The following is a 15,614-nucleotide window of genomic DNA, read 5'->3' on the forward strand; positions in this document are numbered from 1 at the left end:
TCGACGTGGGGCCAGATCGACTGGCTGCGGGTCGGATCGCCGTCGTCGGCGTACTCCTCGGGCGCGGTCATGTCCTCGACGGGTACGACGACCGTGAGGTCCCACCGCTTCTCCGACGTGGGCGCGACGATGTCGACGGGCGCCTGGCCGCCGAGGAACCGCGCCACCTCCTCCAGGGGGCGCACCGTGGCGCTGAGGCCGATCCGCTGGGCGGGGCCGGGCAGCAACGCGTCGAGCCGCTCGAGGCTGACCGCGAGATGGGCCCCGCGCTTGGTGCCGGCGACGGCGTGCACCTCGTCGATGATCACGGTCTCCACGCCGCGCAGTGACTCGCGGGCCTGGCTGGTCAGCATCAGGAACAGCGACTCGGGGGTGGTGATGAGGATGTCGGGCGGCGTGGTGACCAGCGTGCGCCGGTCGGCGGCGCTGGTGTCTCCGGACCGCACGCCGACCCGCAGGTCCGGGACGCGCTGGCCGAGCCGCTCGGCGGTCTGCCGGATGCCGGTCAGCGGGGCGCGCAGGTTGCGCTCCACGTCGACGGCGAGTGCCTTGAGGGGGGAGACGTAGAGGACCCGGCACCGCTTCGACTTCTCGGGCACCTCGGAGGTCAGCAGCCGGTCGATCGACCACAGGAAGGCGCTCAGCGTCTTGCCCGAGCCCGTCGGCGCCACCACGAGCGCGTTCCTCCCGGCTCCGATCGCCTGCCACGCCCCGGTCTGGGCCGGGGTGGGCTCGGCGAAGGCGGCGTCGAACCAGGTGCGGGTCGGTTCGCTGAACGCCTCGAGCGGTGCCACCAGTCCATCCTGCCTCACCGCGCCGACACCCACTCGGCGCGTAGCGCCCCCGGAGACCCGCGTCGATGCTTGACTCTGCCCGTGCGCAGGCGCGGGGGCTGGCGGCTCGTCGACAACGACGTGACCTTCATCGACGACCTCGTGCTGCGTCCCGTCCGGCCCTGGACCCGGACGATCCACGCGCTGCTCACGCACCTCCGTGCGGAGGGCCTGACCTCGGTGCCCGAGCCGGTCGGGATCGAGGGGGACGTCGAGGCGGTTCGCCTGATTCCCGGCGACTCCGGCGTCGACGCCTGGCAGCACCAGGTCGACGAGGAGGGGGTGCGCTCGGCCGCCCGCCTGCTCCGCGAGGTGCACGAGGCTTCCCGGGGGTTCGTGCCGCCCCGCGACGCGACGTGGTCCATCGCGCCCCAGCCCGGCGCCGACGTGGTCTGCCACGGCGACCCGGGGCCCTGGAACATGGTCTGGGACGGGCCGCGGGCCATCGGCCTCATCGACTGGGACTTCGCCCATCCCGGGCCTGCGATGAGCGACGTGGCCTACGCCCTGGAGCACTTCACGCCGTTCCGCAGCGACGAGGTCGCCTGCGACACCGACGGCCACCGCTTCCCGGCGCCTCCCCAGCGCCGCGGCCGGCTCTCGGCGTTCGCGTCGGCCTACGGCCTCGACAGCGCGACCGGCCTCGTCGACCGCGTCATCGACCGCCAGGCAGCCACCATCGCCCAGGTCCAGGACCTCGCCGAGCGGCGCATCCAGCCGCAGGCCTCGTGGGTCGAGGAGGGCTACCTCGACGACCTGCGCGGACGGGTGCGGTGGTCACGGGAGCACCGGCACCTGTTCGAGTAGGACTGGTCCTCGGGGGAGTCGAAGCTGAGTGTCACGCTGTACGGCTGGCCGTCTCTCGCGGGTCGGTCAGCGTGTCGAGGTCCAGCAGTCGAACGTTGGCTGGGTCCTGGTTCGCAGCCAATGACCAGATCGTCGTCTCGTGCGTGGAGCCGGGGAGCCGTACGGCGGTCTCACCGGCGACGTGGAAGTGGCCGTGGGCCAGTAGCAGGGGCTTGACTCCGACAACGGCTCGGGTGATCTTCTCGATGCCGTCCCCGGCGTAGGCACGCATCGAGTCCGGCCAGCCCCACGGGTTGTTCGTGATGGTGTCCGCGACGGGGTCGGTGCAGTACGGGGGCCCGGGGCTGTCGTGGGTGAGCATGACCTCGGCATGTCCCGCAGCCATCGTGGCCTCGACGTGTTCCTCCCGGATGACCTCGGACGGCCACCAGTCGACGCCCTCGGTCAGAAGGAGCCGGTTCACGGACGGCGCACCGCCGAGCGCGACGAACGATCGACCGCCCATGTGCCAGCGATGGCCTCGTGGCAGCAAGGTGACGTGGTCGGACACCTCGATCGGCTTGTGGCGGCCTTCCTCGTCCTGCCAGCGCGGGTCGGCCCACAGCTCGTCGAGTCGAGCCCAGTTCTCATGGTTCCCGTTGACGCAGAGGAGCCGGAGGCCAGACTCCGCACAGGCCGACTCGATGGCGGCCAGGTACCCCTCGGGGTCTGCGCCCATCCCGAACCGGAGGTCGCCCAGCTGGCAGACCACCTCCACGTCCTCGCGCTCCCCGAGCGCTCGGAGAACGCCGACGGCCCAGTCCCGGTCGCCCTCGAGGTCGCCCAGCAACCCGATGATCATGGAGCGGAGCATGACAGAGCGCACGCGGCCGTTGAGTGTCGGTCGCGTCGAGGCCGAGGGGCGTACCACACGGCATCCAGTGGCCGGGCGCACGCGTTGGACCTCGAGGCGTCCTGCGCCGACCTCGTTCCCGGAACTGGACATTGGTGGTCCTGACGGGCCTTCCGCAGGCGCCCGGACGGGAGCAGACTGGAGCTCTCACCCAGGCAGGAGGACCTGATGACCACCAAGGACTGGACAATCCAGGTACGCCTCGACGAGCAGGGCGACGACACGTTCGCCGACGCCATCCTGAGCATCGAGAACAAGACCGAGATCCGCGGCCACGGCCACAGCAAGCGGAATCCGAGCGACGAGTCGGCTCCCCAGATCGGCGACGAGCTGGCCTGCGCCCGGGCGCTGTCGGACCTCGCCCACCAGATGCTCGCCGTCGCGGCGAGCGAGATCGAGGCGCGCACGCACGTCCCCGCGACGTCCCTCGAGCTCTGAGCGGATCGGGCCTACGGCTTCGCGTACGACGGCGAGGCGCCGAAGTCGACCACGTTGCACGGCTCGTCGCCGACGACCCATGCGTCGTGACCCGGCTCGATGCGGGCGACCTCGTTCTCGCCGACCTCGCCCTCGGTGCCGTCATCCATGCGCACGTGCATCCGCCCGGACAGCACGTAGAGCAGGTGCGGCGACTGGCACGTGTCGGTGCCGGCGATCGGGGCGAGGTGCTGGGACCAGACCCACCCGGGTTCGAACCTCGCCTTCATCACCGAGCCGTCGCCCAGCGCCACCAGCTCCGCGGCTCCCTTGTCGGCGAACGGCCGCGTCTCCTCCGGTGCGTTGAAGCTCTTGCTCTCCAGTCCAGCCATGACGTCTCCCTCCTCGTCGGACCCCACCTGCCAACGTAGAGCCGCCGGAAGGAGCCGACAATGGCCCGATCGGGTCCCGGCGAACCGGTGACCCGAAACTCGGGTGAGGACTGTCGGCGCCGTGATCTAGGGTCCTTGCACGTGAGCGATTCGATGATCCGGGCCACGGGCCTGCGCAAGTCGTTCGGGGACTTCGAGGCGGTCAAGGGCATCGACGTCGAGGTACGCCGCGGCGAGGCGTTCGGGTTCCTCGGGCCCAACGGAGCCGGCAAGTCCTCGACCATGCGGATGATCGCGGCCGTCTCGCCGGTCAGCGGTGGCCAGCTGGAGATCCTCGGCATGGACCCGGCCGTCGACGGCCCCTCGATCCGGGCCCGGCTCGGAGTCTGCCCGCAGGAGGACACCCTCGACAACGAGCTCAACGTCCGCGACAACCTGTTCATCTACGGCCGCTACTTCGGGATCCCGCGCGGCGAGGTCAACTCCCGGGTCGACGAGCTGCTCGACTTCGTCCAGCTCACCGAGAAGTCGAAGTCGACCGTCGAGGACCTCTCCGGCGGCATGAAGCGCCGGCTCACCATCGCCCGGAGCCTGATCAACCGCCCCGACCTGCTGCTCCTCGACGAGCCCACCACCGGGCTGGACCCCCAGGCCCGCCATGTCCTCTGGGACCGCCTGTTCCGGCTCAAGCAGTCCGGCGTCACCCTGGTCATCACCACCCACTACATGGACGAGGCCGAGCAGCTCTGCGACCGGCTGGTGGTGATGGACAAGGGGCTGATCGTCGCCGAGGGGAGTCCGCTCGACCTGATCCGCCAGCACTCCACCCGCGAGGTCGCAGAGCTCCGCTTCGGGGTCGCCGAGGAGGGCAGCAGCCACGAAGCCCTGGCCGAGAAGGTCGCCGACCTCGGCCACCGGGTGGAGGCCCTGCCCGACCGGCTGCTGGTCTACAGCGACGACGGCGAGGAGGTCATCGCCAAGGTCCACGAGCGCGGCCTCGAGCCGATCGCGGTCCTGGTCCGGCGCTCGACCCTCGAAGACGTCTTCCTCAGGCTCACCGGCCGGACGCTGGTGGACTGATGGCCACGACCACCAAAGTGACGGCCAGCCCCCCGTCCACGACCCGCAGCCTCGGCTTCGCCGACGGAGTCCTGCGGCAGGTCGACTACTGGGCCACGGTCTACCGCCGTACCTGGCGCGGCACCGTCATCTCCTCCTTCGTCACCCCGGTGTTCTACGTCCTGGCCATGGGGGTCCTCCTGGGCGGGTTCATCGAGGCCGACCCGGCGCAGCTCGAGGGCGCGACGTCGTACCTCGCCTTCGTGGTCCCGGGGCTGGTCGCGGCCCACGCGATGCAGACCGGCGTGGGCGAGACGACGTGGCCGGTGATGGCGATGATCAAGTGGCAGCGCATCTATGACTCCATGCTGGCCACCCCGCTCCAGATCTCGCACCTGGTCGCTGCCCACCTCGGGTTCGTGGTGTTCCGGCTGGTCACCACCTGCGCCGTGTTCATGGCGACGCTCGTGCCGTTCGGGGTGTTCGAGACCTGGTGGGGGCCGATCCTGGCGTTCTGCTCCCAGGTGCTGGTCGGCCTCGCGTTCGCCACGGTGGTCTACGGCCTGTCCACGCGGATGAAGTCCGAGGACGGCTTCGGCGTCCTCTTCCGACTCGGCGTGATGCCGCTGTTCCTGTTCTCGGGCGCGTTCTTCCCGATCGCCAACCTCGGCGAGGTCGGCGCCTGGGCCGCACGGCTGACGCCGCTGTGGCACGGCGTCAACCTGTCGCGGATGTTCTGCCTCGACACCGTCGACTGGTCGGTCGCCGCGGTCAACCTGGCGGTGCTGCTGGCGATGACCGCCTTCGGCTGGTGGTGGTCGGTGACCGGACTGGCGAAGCGGATGGTGAAGTGATGGCCACGACCGGCGAGCTGGCCCCGACGACCTTCCCCATGCTGACGCCGCCCCAGGCGCTCCGGCTGCTGGTGCTGCGCAACTACCTCGTCTACCGCCGCTACTGGAAGCTGTTCGTCACCGGGTTCCTCGAGCCGGTCTTCTACCTGTTCTCGATCGGCATCGGGGTCGGCCAGCTGATCCAGTCGTTCGAGGTCAACGGCGAGACGATCCCCTACGCGGCCTTCGTCGCGCCGGGGATGCTCGCCGCATCGGCGTTCAACGGTGCCCTGATGGACTCGACGTTCAGCGTCTTCTTCAAGCTCAAGTACGACAAGCTCTACGACCAGATCCTGGCCACCCCCCTCACCACCAGCGACATCGCCCGCGGCGAGATCGCCTGGGGACAGCTCCGCGGCGCCTGCTACTCCGCCGCCTTCCTGCTGGTGATGGTGGCGATGGGGCTGGTCCACTCCTGGTGGGCGATCCTGGCGCTGCCGGCGACGTTGCTGATCGGCTTCGCCTTCAGCGCGGTCTGCATGGCCGCGACGACGTACATGAAGTCCTGGCAGGACTTCGACAAGGTCACGCTCGTCCAGCTCCCGATGTTCCTGTTCTCGGCGACGTTCTTCCCCGTGACCGCGTTCGACGGAGCGCTGCGCTGGGTGGTGGAGGCGACCCCGCTCTACCGCGGGGTCGTGCTGTGCCGCGAGCTGACCACCGGGGCGCTGTCGTGGGCGTCGGCCGTCTCCGTGGTCTACCTCGTGGTGATGGGGCTGATCGGGATCGTGGTGGTCCGGCGCCGGCTCGACAAGCTGCTGCTGACCTAGCCTCTTCGGCTCACCGGGTCGAGACGGCTCCGCTCACGTCGTCGCCACTCGCGCGCTCGTGGCGCCGGCTGAGCCCACACTGCAGCCACAGCACGTCGATCCAGCGGTCGAACTTCCGGCCGACCTCCCGCATCGCGCCGACCTCCTCGAACCCGCACGCCCGGTGCAGGGCCAGGCTGGCCGGGTTGGGCAGCGCGACCGCGGCCACCACCGTGCGGATCCCGTCGGCGACCAGCCAGCCCAGGAGGTCGTCGTACATCCGCCGGCCCAGGCCCTGGCCCTGCGCCTGCGCGGTCAGGTAGATCGAGGTCTCCCGGGTGGCCGCGTAGCAGGGCTTGGGGCGGTACGCCGACGAGTGGGCGTAGCCGAGGATCGTCTCGTCGTCGGTCGCGACGAGCAGGTGGTCGCCGTTCTCGGTGCTGTCCAGGTGCTCCCGCCACTGGTTGATGGGGCGCGGCTCGGTGTCGAAGGTGGCAAAGCCGGTGCGGGCCTCGTGGCCGTAGATCGCCGCGATCCCGGTGAGGTCGGCCTCCCCGGCCGCGCGGATCTTCATGCGCATCATCCTGACGCAGCTCGGCCCCATCCCGGACGCGGGCCACGGGCACCGGCTGACAAGATGGCTCCATGATCGAGCCTGACACCAAGGACTGGACCTGGGTCCTCGAGCGATCCTGCCCCGAGTGCGGGTTCGACGCCCCCGATCTCGACCGCGACCGGGTGCCGGGCGCGATCCGCGACAACGCGACCCTGTGGGAGGTCGTCCTCGGCACCGAGGACGCTGCGGTGCGTCCGGCCCCCCATCTCTGGTCCCCGCTCGAGTACGCCTGCCACGTCCGCGACGTCAACCGGATCTTCGCTGAGCGGGTCCGGCTCATGCTGGCCGAGGACCAGCCCACCTTCGACAGCTGGGACCAGGACCGGGCCGCCGTCGACGACGACTACGGCAGCCAGGACCCGGGCAAGGTCGCGGACGAGGTCGCCGAGGCGGCCGAGGCGGTGGCGGCTGCCTACGAGTCCGTCGCCGACGGAGCCTGGCAACGCACCGGCACCCGCAGCAACGGCCACGGGTTCACGGTCGACAGCCTCGCCCGCTACCACCTGCACGACCTGGTCCACCACGCCCACGACGTCTCGCACGTCACCAAGCGGGTCACGGTCGCGTCGTACGAAGCGTTCGCGGCGGACTACCGCGCCGGGACCGACGAGATGCCCGAGGAGGTACGGGCCGCTGTCGAGCGCTTCGTCGCGGCTCTCGACCGCGGCGCGCGGGTCCTGGAGATCGGCAGCGGACCCGGCCGTGACGCCCGTGCCCTGGAGGAGGCCGGGCTCTCGGTGCGCCGTACCGACATCACGCCCGCCTTCGTCCGGATGCTGCGGGCCGACGGGTTCGCCGCCGACGTGCTCGACCCGCTCTCCGACGACCTCGAGGACCCCGAGCGCGACGCGCCGTACGACGGCGTGTGGGCCTCCGCCTCCCTCGTCCACGCCCGGCGCGAGGACCTCCCGACCGTGCTCACCCGGCTGGCCGGGGCCACCCGTCCCGGCGGCGTGCTCCACCTCGCGCTGAAGGAAGGTGACGGCGCCCGGTTCTCCACCCACGGGCATGTCGGTGGGCCGCGACACTTCACGTTCTGGCGCGAGGGGCAGCTTCGGACGCTGCTCGAGGAGACCGGTTGGGCGGTCGACGAGGTGCTCCGGTCGCCTGGGCGGCGCAACGAGACCTGGCTCGACGTGCGGGCGAGCCGCAGATAGAGGGGGGCGGTCGTGAGGCACACCGAGTTCTGGGCCCGGATGGAGGAGGCCCTCGGGGCCGGCTACGCCCGGCACTGGGCGGGCTACCACGTCATCGGTGACCTCGGTGGCCGGACCGCGGACGAGGCGCTCGAGGCAGGAGTTCCCCCGAAGGAGGTCTGGCGAGCCGTGTGGGCAGCCCTCGACCTCCCGGCCCGCGACCGATGACGACGCTCGGCGCCGGGGTCGACGTCGCGGCGGTCCAGCGACGGACCATCGGCACCCTGGTGGCGGCGCAGGCCGTGGGCGCGGTCGGCATCACCATCGGGATCGCGACGGCGTCGCTGCTGGCCGAGCAGGTCTCGGGGTCGGAGCGGCAGGCGGGCCTGGCCCAGACCTTCCAGGTGCTCGGCGCGGCGGTGATGGCCTACGCGCTGGCCCGCATCATGTCGCTCCGGGGCCGCCGGGTGGGGCTGGTGACCGGGTACCTCACCGGCTCGGCGGGAGCGGTCCTGGTCGTCGTCGCCGGGGTGGCCGAGTCCATGCCCCTGCTGCTCCTCGGGGCGGCGATGCTGGGGTCCAGCACCGCCGCCAACAGTGCCGCCCGCTACGCCGCCACCGATCTGGCGCCGGCCGCGACCCGCGCGCGAGCGTTGTCCGTCGTGGTGTGGGCGACCACCATCGGGGCCGTGGCGGGCCCCAACCTCACGGGGCTGTCGGCCTCCGTGGCCGACGGGCTCGGGATCCCGGAGCTGACCGGGCCGTTCGCCCTGGCCAGTGTGGGGATGCTGGCCGCCGCCCTCGTCATCGCCGTCGCGCTGCGCCCCGATCCGCTGCTGACCGCGCGGGCCGCCGCCGCCGCGGAGGCCGCCGCCCTCGACCTCGCGGGCCCCGGCGCGGTCGTTCCGGCCACCTCCTGGCGCCGCGTCGCTGCTGCGGTTCGTGAGCACCCGGTCCTCGGTGCGGCCGGGGGTGGGCTCGCAGCCGCGCACGCGGCCATGGTCTCGGTGATGGTGATGACACCGCTCCACATGCAGCACGGCGGGGCCGAGCTGCGGGTGATCGGGATCGTGATCAGCGTGCACGTGCTCGGGATGTTCGCGTTCTCCCCGGTGATCGGCTGGCTCGCCGACAAGGCCGGCCGGGCGCCCGTCCTGGCCGGCGGGGGAGCGGTGCTGCTGGTCTCGCTGGTGCTGTGCGGCAGCGCCCCCGAGGGCAGCTCCTGGCAGATCTTCGCCGGACTGTTCCTGCTCGGTCTCGGCTGGTCGTTCGCGACCGTCGCCGCCTCGACCATGATCGCCGACCAGGCGCCGCTCGACGTGCGCACCGAGGTCCAGGGCGCGTCCGACCTGGTGATGGGCCTCACCGCCGCCGGCGCCGGAGGCCTCGCCGGCCTCATCGTCGGGGTCTGGGGCTACCCGACGCTGGCGGTCACGACGGCCGCGCTCGCGGTCGGCGTACTCCTCGCGGCGGGGTACGCCGCCCGCCACTCCGCCACGCCTCCTGCCGACCGGGTGCTGCCATGAGTGGCAGCGTGGCCGACGTCGCGGTCATCGGCGGCTCCGGCTTCTACTCCTTCCTCGACGATCCCGAGCAGCTCTCCGTCGAGACGCCGTACGGCGCCCCGTCGGCCCGGGTGGCCGTCGGCACGGTCGCGGGCCGCCGGGTCGCCTTCCTCCCGCGGCACGGCCCGCACCACGAGTTCCCGCCACACCTCATCAACTACCGCGCCAACGCGTGGGCCCTGCGCTCCCTGGGCGTGCGCCAGGTCCTCGCCCCGTGCGCGGTCGGCAGCCTGCGACCCGAGGTGGGGCCGGGCGCCGTCGTCGTCCCCGACCAGCTCGTCGACCGCACGCTCGGCCGCGCCCAGACCTTCGTGGAGCGCGGCGCGGTGCACGTGCCGTTCGCCGACCCCTACTGCGACCGGCTGTCGGCCGCGGTGGCGTCGGTCGACGAGACGGTCCGGACCGGCGGCACCATGGTCGTGGTCGAGGGGCCCCGCTTCTCGACCCGGTCGGAGTCGCAGCACTACGCCGCCCAGGGCTGGTCGCTGATCAACATGACCGGTCACCCGGAGGCGATCCTCGCCCGGGAGATGCGGCAGTGCTACGCCGCGATCGCCCTGGTGACCGACCTGGACGCGGGCGTCGAGGCCGGGTCCGGGGTGAGCCAGGAGGAGGTGTTCGAGACGTTCGCGGAGAACCTCGGGCGCCTGCGCGGCCTGCTCGCCGACAGCATCGCCGCGCTGCCCGACCCCGAGGGCTGCACGTGCTCGACCTGGGCCGACGGGGTCGACCTGACCTACGACCTCCCGTCCTGACGACACGCCGCGGCGGATCGCTCTCTCGAACACGTGTTCGGGCTAGGTTGTGTCCACAGGTACGACGCAGGACGAGGTCGTCCACAGGCGTCGGCATCGCTGATCAGGCATGTCGGTGGCTCGTCCTAGCGTCGCCGACGTACCTGCGAATCCGACGAGAGAGATGGGACGTAGACCATGGCTGGTGGAGACCGCGAGAAGGCCCTCGACGCCGCGCTCGCCAACATCGAGCGACAGTTCGGCAAGGGCTCGGTCATGCGACTGGGCGACGAGACGCGGGCACCGCTGGAGGTGATCCCGACGGGGGCCATCGCGCTCGACGTGGCGCTGGGTCTCGGTGGACTGCCGCGCGGCCGGGTGGTGGAGATCTACGGCCCGGAGTCCTCCGGAAAGACCACGGTCGCCCTGCACGCGGTGGCCAGCGCGCAGAGGAGCGGCGGCATCGTCGCCTTCGTCGACGCCGAGCACGCCCTCGACCCCGAGTACGCCAAGAACCTCGGTGTCGACACCGACGCGCTGCTGGTCTCCCAGCCCGACTCCGGCGAGCAGGCGCTGGAGATCGCCGACATGCTGATCCGCTCCGGCGCGCTCGACCTGATCGTGATCGACTCCGTGGCGGCGCTGGTGCCCCGGGCCGAGATCGAGGGCGAGATGGGTGACAGCCACGTCGGGCTCCAGGCCCGGCTGATGAGCCAGGCGCTGCGCAAGATGACCGGCGCCCTCAACAACTCCAAGACCACCGCCATCTTCATCAACCAGCTCCGGGAGAAGATCGGGGTCATGTTCGGGTCGCCCGAGACCACCACCGGTGGCCGGGCCCTGAAGTTCTACTCGTCCGTGCGCCTCGACGTCCGCCGGATCGAGACGCTCAAGGACGGCACCGACATGGTCGGCAACCGCACCCGCGTGAAGGTCGTCAAGAACAAGGTCGCCCCGCCGTTCAAGCAGGCCGAGTTCGACATCATGTACGGCAAGGGCATCTCCCGCGAGGGTGGCCTGATCGACGTCGGCGTCGAGGCGGGGCTCGTCCGCAAGGCCGGCGCCTGGTACACCTACGAGGGCGACCAGCTCGGCCAGGGCAAGGAGAACGCCCGGTCGTTCCTCAAGGACAACCCCGACCTGGCCAACGAGCTGGAGAAGCGCATCCTGGAGAAGCTCGGCGTCGGTCCCACGGTTGACGCCGAGGCGGAGGTCCCGGCCGACCCGACCGGCATCGATGACTTCTAGGACGGCCGCGTCAGCGGACGTCCTGATGGTGGTTTGAGCGAGCCGTCTCCGCCTGAGCCTGCGAAGGCGGTGAACCGACGTGTCGAGACCCGGCGAGGCGGAAAGCGGCCTCGCCCGCCGGGTCGAGGAGGAGCGATGGAGCGAGAATCTCAACAGTCTCGATCACGGGGCCAGGATTCTGACCCCTGGACCGGTGACGTCGGGCTGGGGGTTCGTGCGTGGGTCGGCGAGACACCCCCGGCCCCTCCGGACCCTGTCCCGGACGGGCCCGAGGCCGACCCGGAGTCGGTGGCGCGCAAGATCCTGCTCGACCAGCTGACCGGTCAGGCGCGCAGCCGCAGCGAGCTGGCCGGCAAGCTGGCCGCGAAGAACGTGCCCGACGACATCGCCGCCCGCCTCCTCGACCGGTTCGAGGAGGTCGGGCTGGTCGACGACGAGGCGTTTGCGAGGGCCTGGGTCTCCAGCCGTGGCCCTGCTGGATCCGGGGGAGGCAAGGGCCTGGCCCGGAGGGCCCTCGCCCAGGAGCTCCGGCGCAAGGGCGTGGCAGACGACGTGGCCCGCGAGGCGCTCGACGAGATCGACCCCGCCGACGAGGAGGAGTCGGCGCGGGCGCTGGTGCGCAAGAAGCTTCGCTCGGTGCAGGGCCTGGACGGTGAGAAGGCGACCCGTCGGCTGGTCGGGGTGCTGGCCCGGAAGGGCTACCCGCCCGGCCTGGCGTTCAACGTCGTCAAGGACGAGCTCGCTTCAGCAGGTCGTCCAGATCCGCTGTGATCGCGGCCGGGTTGTCGCGGACGTCGAGCGCGCCGGCCTCGCGCAGCTCGGCGTCGGACACCCCGCCGGTGAGCACGCCGAGGCACGGGAAGCCGCACTTGCGGGCCGACTCCACGTCCCAGACCGTGTCACCGATGACGAGAGCAGCCTCGCCCGAGACCTTCTCCAGGGCCATCCGGACCAGGTCCGGATCGGGCTTGGAGCTCGTGGCCTGGTCTCCCGACACCCAGGCGTGCAGCGCCTCGGCGGCTCCCAGCACCGACAGCAGGCGTTCGGTCGACTCCCGCCCGCCCGAGCTGGCGACCACCACCTTCAGATCGCGGCCGCGCAGTCCTTCGAGCAGCTCCGGGGCGCCGTCGGTCGGCGTCACGTGGGGGAGCAGGTCCTCGAAGCGCATCTCGTGCAGCCTGCGCACCTCGTCGCCGACGGCGTTCTCCACCGCCCGTCCCGCCAACTCCTCCACGAGGCGGTCACCACCGATGCCGATCGCCCGGTGGATCCGCCAGGAGGGAATGTCGACCCCGACGCTCAGGAACGCAGACCGCCACGCCAGGACGTGCTGGTAGACCGTGTCCACGAGGGTGCCGTCCAGGTCGAGGACGACGGTGTCGGGAGCGGCGTCGGACGCAGCGGGACTCATTGGTCCTCGGTGCCCCGAGAGGCCGGCCTCAAACGTGGGTGTCTCAGCATGCGGGGACAATCCGACATGATGGGTCCATGACGCCCCACCTGCACCGGTTGCCTCCCGGACCGGTCGACCTGACGTCCATCGCGCCCGATGCCAAGCCCGGCTTCGACGGCAAGAAGCAGGAGGGCAAGAGCGCCCTGTTCGCCCTGGGCGACGAGTTGTCGGATCTGCAGGAACGCCTCTTCGCCGAGGGCATCACCGGTGCCCGACGCCGGGTGCTGCTGGTGCTGCAGGGCATGGACACCTCCGGGAAGGGCGGCGTCCTGCGCCACACGGTCGGCCTGGTCGACCCGCAGGGGGTCAAGATCACCAGCTTCAAGGCGCCGACCGAGGAGGAGCGGCGCCACCACTTCCTGTGGCGGGTGAGCCGGGCGCTGCCGGAGCCGGGCTACATCGGGGTCTTCGACCGATCGCACTACGAGGACGTGCTCATCGCCCGGGTCAAGGGCAGCGTCGAGGAACGCACCGTGGAGAGCCGGTACCGGCAGATCAACGAGTTCGAGGCCGAGCTGGCCCAGGACGGCGTCACCGTCCTCAAGTGCATGCTGCACATCTCCCCCGAGGAGCAGAAGGCCCGGTTGCTGGCGCGGCTCGCCAAGTCCGACAAGCACTGGAAGTTCGACCCGTCCGACGTCGACGAGCGGGAGAGGTGGCCGGCCTACCGCGAGGCCTACGAGCTGGCGCTGGAGCACACCAACACCGAGATCGCGCCGTGGCACGTCATCCCCTCGGACCGCAAGTGGTACCGCAACCTGGCGATCGGTGAGCTGCTGCTGGACACCCTGCGCGGCATGGCACTGCGCTGGCCCGAGGCCGACTACGACGTCGACGAGCAGAGGCAGCGGCTGCTCGGTGAGGTCGCGGTCAAGTGATCCCCACCGTCTCGGTGACCCGTTACGTCACGCCGCTGCGCGAAGGAGGGAGCCTGCCCGGCATCGTCGAGGCCGAGGACCTCGGCACCTACGTCTGCAAGTTCCGGGGCGCCGGACAGGGCGTCCGGGTCCTCGTCGCCGAGGTGGTCGTGGGGGAGCTCGCCCGCCGGGTCGGACTGGCCACTCCGCGCCTGGTCGGCCTCGACCTCGACCCCGAGATCGCGCGCTACGAGGCCGACGAGGAGGTTCAGGACCTCCTCGGCGCCAGCGCCGGTCTCAACCTCGGGATCGACTTCCTGCCCGGCGCGTTCGGCTACGACGGCACCGTCCACGACGGCTCGGACGTGGCGGCCAGGGTGCTCTGGCTCGACGCCTTCACCGCCAACGTCGACCGGAGCTGGCGCAACCCCAACCTGCTGGTCTGGCACGGTCGGCTGTGGGTGATCGACCACGGGGCGGCGCTCTACTTCCACCACGCCTGGTCCGGCGGCCTCACCGACCCGGCGCGGTTCGCGCACCAGCCGTGGGACCCCGACGACCATGTGCTGCGAGCCCATGCGCACGGGCTGGCGTCCGTCGACGACGAGATCAGGTCCCTGCTCGGCGAGCAGGTGTTCGCGGAGGTGCTCGCCGACGTACCCGACGAGTGGCTGGAACCCGTCCCCGGCGCGGACACCGCTGACGCCGTCCGCCAGGCCTACGTCGCGTTCCTGGTCGAGCGGCTGGCGACGCGGCAGTGGCTTCCCGCGGTGGAAGCGGCATGACCACCCTCGCCTACCAGTACGTCGTCCTGCGCTGCGTCCCGCGCGTGGAGCGCGAGGAGTTCGTCAACGTGGGCGTGGTGCTGTACTGCCAGGCGGCCGACTACCTCGACGTCCGGTGGGGCGTCGACCGGGAGCGCCTGCAGGCCCTCGCCCCGGGCCTCGACCTCGATCAGGTGTGCGAGGCCCTGGCGTTCGTGTCCGGTGTGTGTGCCGGTGACCACCGGGGCGGGACGGCCGCCCAGCAACCCATCGGCACCCGGTTCGGCTTCCTGATGGCACCCCGCAGCACGGTGCTCCAGCCGGGGCCGGTGCACGGCGGCGTGACGACCGATCCCGCCGCCGAGCTCGAGCGCCTGCTCGGCAGGCTCGTCACCAGCGAACGCTGACCCGCCCGAAAGTTTCGGGCGGGTCACCTCAGACGGGGACGAGTTCGACCGCTCCGACGGCGTAGCGGGCCAGCACCGCACGGGCGAGCTCCGGGTGGGCGCCCAGCGGCTCGGAGACCGCCACGGCGCCGGCTTCGAGGGCCAGCTCGGCGGCACGGTCGGGCAGGAAGCCCGGCGCCAGGAACATCGACGCGACGGCGATGTGGCGGCGTCCCTCGCGGCGGAAGGCGCGCACGGCCTCACCGGTGGCGGGGGGCGCGGCCGAGGCGTAGGCCGCGGTGACCGGCAGCTTGTGGCGGGTTCCCCACACCCGGGCGAGCCGGGCGACGGCCTGGTTGGCGAGCGCGTCCGACGACCCGGCCGCGGCGAGCACGAGGGCGTCGAGCTCGCGGACACGAGAGGCCTTGAGCGCCTCGCGCATCCGCAGGTCGAGGACCTCGAGGAAGCTCGGCTCCATGCCCAGGATGGAGCTGGTCCGGATCTTCAGCCCCTCGTGGCGGGCCGTGGCGGCGGCCACGGCCTCGGGCACGTCGACCTTCGCGTGGTAGGCCTCGGACAGGAGCAGCGGTACGACGACGATCTCCTCGTACTTCGCGCGCACCAGCTTGTTGACGACCGTCTGGAACGACGGCTTCGACAACTCCAGGAACGCGGGCTCGATCCGCAGGTCCGGACGCAGGGCGCGGACCTCGTCGACGAGCGCGGTGATCGTCTGGGCCGACCGCGGGTCACGGCTTCCGTGGGCCAGGGCCACCAGTGCAGGAGCAGCCATCAGCGCGGCCTCCTCTCATT

The 15,614-nt window shown here is 71.5% G+C and carries 20 protein-coding genes; 14 read left to right on the top strand and 6 right to left on the bottom strand.

The window, feature by feature from the left end; genetic code table 11:
* Positions 1-794: DEAD/DEAH box helicase (locus VFN12_RS10800; RefSeq protein WP_325118680.1), on the bottom strand; the 794-nt coding region annotated here is incomplete at its 3' end.
* 81 nt (positions 795-875) lie between these two features.
* Between VFN12_RS10800 and VFN12_RS10805 the strand changes: the two genes are divergently transcribed.
* Entirely contained in the window at positions 876-1,640 is a 765-nt protein-coding gene (locus VFN12_RS10805) for an aminoglycoside phosphotransferase family protein (RefSeq protein WP_325118681.1), read from the top strand.
* A gap of 31 nt (positions 1,641-1,671) precedes the next feature.
* On the opposite strand, the gene VFN12_RS10810 is transcribed toward VFN12_RS10805, so the two are convergent.
* Positions 1,672-2,481 (bottom strand): hypothetical protein, encoded by an 810-nt coding sequence (locus VFN12_RS10810; RefSeq protein WP_325118682.1) that lies wholly within the window; start codon positions 2,479-2,481, stop codon positions 1,672-1,674.
* Between the two features lie 219 nt (positions 2,482-2,700).
* Here VFN12_RS10810 and VFN12_RS10815 point away from each other — a divergent pair, with 219 nt between their 5' ends.
* The gene (locus VFN12_RS10815) at positions 2,701-2,970 is read left to right on the top strand and encodes a DUF1876 domain-containing protein (RefSeq protein WP_325118683.1); all 270 of its coding nucleotides are present in this window, start codon (positions 2,701-2,703) and stop codon (positions 2,968-2,970) included.
* Between the two features lie 11 nt (positions 2,971-2,981).
* On the opposite strand, the gene VFN12_RS10820 is transcribed toward VFN12_RS10815, so the two are convergent.
* Positions 2,982-3,341: a cupin domain-containing protein gene (locus VFN12_RS10820; RefSeq protein WP_325118684.1), complete on the bottom strand. Its 360-nt coding sequence runs from the start codon at positions 3,339-3,341 to the stop codon at positions 2,982-2,984.
* Positions 3,342-3,494: 153 nt separating this feature from the next.
* Between VFN12_RS10820 and VFN12_RS10825 the strand changes: the two genes are divergently transcribed.
* Genes VFN12_RS10825 through VFN12_RS10835 form a run of 3 tightly spaced genes read left to right on the top strand, consistent with a single transcriptional unit; the run spans position 3,495 to position 6,063 of the window.
* Positions 3,495-4,421 (top strand): ABC transporter ATP-binding protein, encoded by a 927-nt coding sequence (locus tag VFN12_RS10825; protein WP_325118727.1) that lies wholly within the window; start codon positions 3,495-3,497, stop codon positions 4,419-4,421.
* The gene (locus tag VFN12_RS10830; RefSeq protein WP_325118685.1) at positions 4,421-5,254 is read left to right on the top strand and encodes an ABC transporter permease; all 834 of its coding nucleotides are present in this window, start codon (positions 4,421-4,423) and stop codon (positions 5,252-5,254) included. The genes VFN12_RS10825 and VFN12_RS10830 overlap by 1 nt, the downstream gene beginning before the upstream one ends.
* Positions 5,254-6,063: an ABC transporter permease gene (locus tag VFN12_RS10835; RefSeq protein ID WP_325118686.1), complete on the top strand. Its 810-nt coding sequence runs from the start codon at positions 5,254-5,256 to the stop codon at positions 6,061-6,063. The genes VFN12_RS10830 and VFN12_RS10835 overlap by 1 nt, the downstream gene beginning before the upstream one ends.
* A gap of 10 nt (positions 6,064-6,073) precedes the next feature.
* Here VFN12_RS10835 and VFN12_RS10840 read toward each other — a convergent pair whose 3' ends face one another.
* Complete coding sequence (locus tag VFN12_RS10840) at positions 6,074-6,616, bottom strand: GNAT family N-acetyltransferase (RefSeq protein ID WP_325118688.1); 543 nt, start codon at positions 6,614-6,616, stop codon at positions 6,074-6,076.
* Positions 6,617-6,687: 71 nt separating this feature from the next.
* Between VFN12_RS10840 and VFN12_RS10845 the strand changes: the two genes are divergently transcribed.
* From VFN12_RS10845 to VFN12_RS10870, 6 genes are all read left to right on the top strand, one after another.
* Positions 6,688-7,815 (top strand): class I SAM-dependent methyltransferase, encoded by a 1,128-nt coding sequence (locus tag VFN12_RS10845; RefSeq protein WP_325118690.1) that lies wholly within the window; start codon positions 6,688-6,690, stop codon positions 7,813-7,815.
* Positions 7,816-7,827: 12 nt separating this feature from the next.
* Entirely contained in the window at positions 7,828-8,022 is a 195-nt protein-coding gene (locus tag VFN12_RS10850) for a DUF3046 domain-containing protein (RefSeq protein WP_325118691.1), read from the top strand.
* Positions 8,019-9,320 carry an MFS transporter gene (locus VFN12_RS10855; protein WP_325118692.1) on the top strand — a complete coding sequence of 434 codons (1,302 nt, stop codon included), beginning with the start codon at positions 8,019-8,021 and terminating at the stop codon, positions 9,318-9,320. Before VFN12_RS10850 ends, VFN12_RS10855 begins: the two co-directional genes overlap by 4 nt.
* Positions 9,317-10,114, top strand: a complete 798-nt coding sequence (locus VFN12_RS10860; protein WP_325118693.1) for an S-methyl-5'-thioadenosine phosphorylase — start codon at positions 9,317-9,319, stop codon at positions 10,112-10,114. Before VFN12_RS10855 ends, VFN12_RS10860 begins: the two co-directional genes overlap by 4 nt.
* A 177-nt stretch (positions 10,115-10,291) precedes the next feature.
* On the top strand, positions 10,292-11,341 hold the full coding sequence (gene recA, locus VFN12_RS10865; protein WP_325118694.1) for a recombinase RecA: 1,050 nt from the start codon (positions 10,292-10,294) through the stop codon (positions 11,339-11,341).
* Positions 11,342-11,629: 288 nt separating this feature from the next.
* Positions 11,630-12,112, top strand: coding sequence for a regulatory protein RecX (locus VFN12_RS10870; RefSeq protein WP_325118696.1), 483 nt, complete (start codon positions 11,630-11,632; stop codon positions 12,110-12,112).
* Here the strand turns inward: VFN12_RS10870 and VFN12_RS10875 are convergent.
* Entirely contained in the window at positions 12,069-12,752 is a 684-nt protein-coding gene (locus tag VFN12_RS10875; RefSeq protein ID WP_325118697.1) for an HAD family hydrolase, read from the bottom strand. The two genes, VFN12_RS10870 and VFN12_RS10875, sit on opposite strands and share 44 nt — an antisense overlap.
* A 77-nt stretch (positions 12,753-12,829) precedes the next feature.
* Here VFN12_RS10875 and VFN12_RS10880 point away from each other — a divergent pair, with 77 nt between their 5' ends.
* The 3 genes from VFN12_RS10880 to VFN12_RS10890 are packed head-to-tail and all read left to right on the top strand — an operon-like array spanning position 12,830 to position 14,822.
* Complete coding sequence (locus VFN12_RS10880; protein WP_325118698.1) at positions 12,830-13,672, top strand: PPK2 family polyphosphate kinase; 843 nt, start codon at positions 12,830-12,832, stop codon at positions 13,670-13,672.
* Positions 13,669-14,436 carry a HipA family kinase gene (locus tag VFN12_RS10885; protein ID WP_325118699.1) on the top strand — a complete coding sequence of 256 codons (768 nt, stop codon included), beginning with the start codon at positions 13,669-13,671 and terminating at the stop codon, positions 14,434-14,436. The genes VFN12_RS10880 and VFN12_RS10885 overlap by 4 nt, the downstream gene beginning before the upstream one ends.
* On the top strand, positions 14,433-14,822 hold the full coding sequence (locus VFN12_RS10890; protein ID WP_325118700.1) for a DUF3037 domain-containing protein: 390 nt from the start codon (positions 14,433-14,435) through the stop codon (positions 14,820-14,822). Before VFN12_RS10885 ends, VFN12_RS10890 begins: the two co-directional genes overlap by 4 nt.
* Before the next feature lie 28 nt (positions 14,823-14,850).
* Here the strand turns inward: VFN12_RS10890 and VFN12_RS10895 are convergent, their stop codons facing one another.
* Positions 14,851-15,594 (bottom strand): sirohydrochlorin chelatase, encoded by a 744-nt coding sequence (locus VFN12_RS10895; protein WP_325118702.1) that lies wholly within the window; start codon positions 15,592-15,594, stop codon positions 14,851-14,853.
* Between the last annotated feature and the right edge of the window lie 20 nt (positions 15,595-15,614).

The sequence above is a fragment of the Nocardioides sp. genome (assembly GCF_035703625.1).
Taxonomy (GTDB): Bacteria; Actinomycetota; Actinomycetes; order Propionibacteriales; family Nocardioidaceae; genus Nocardioides.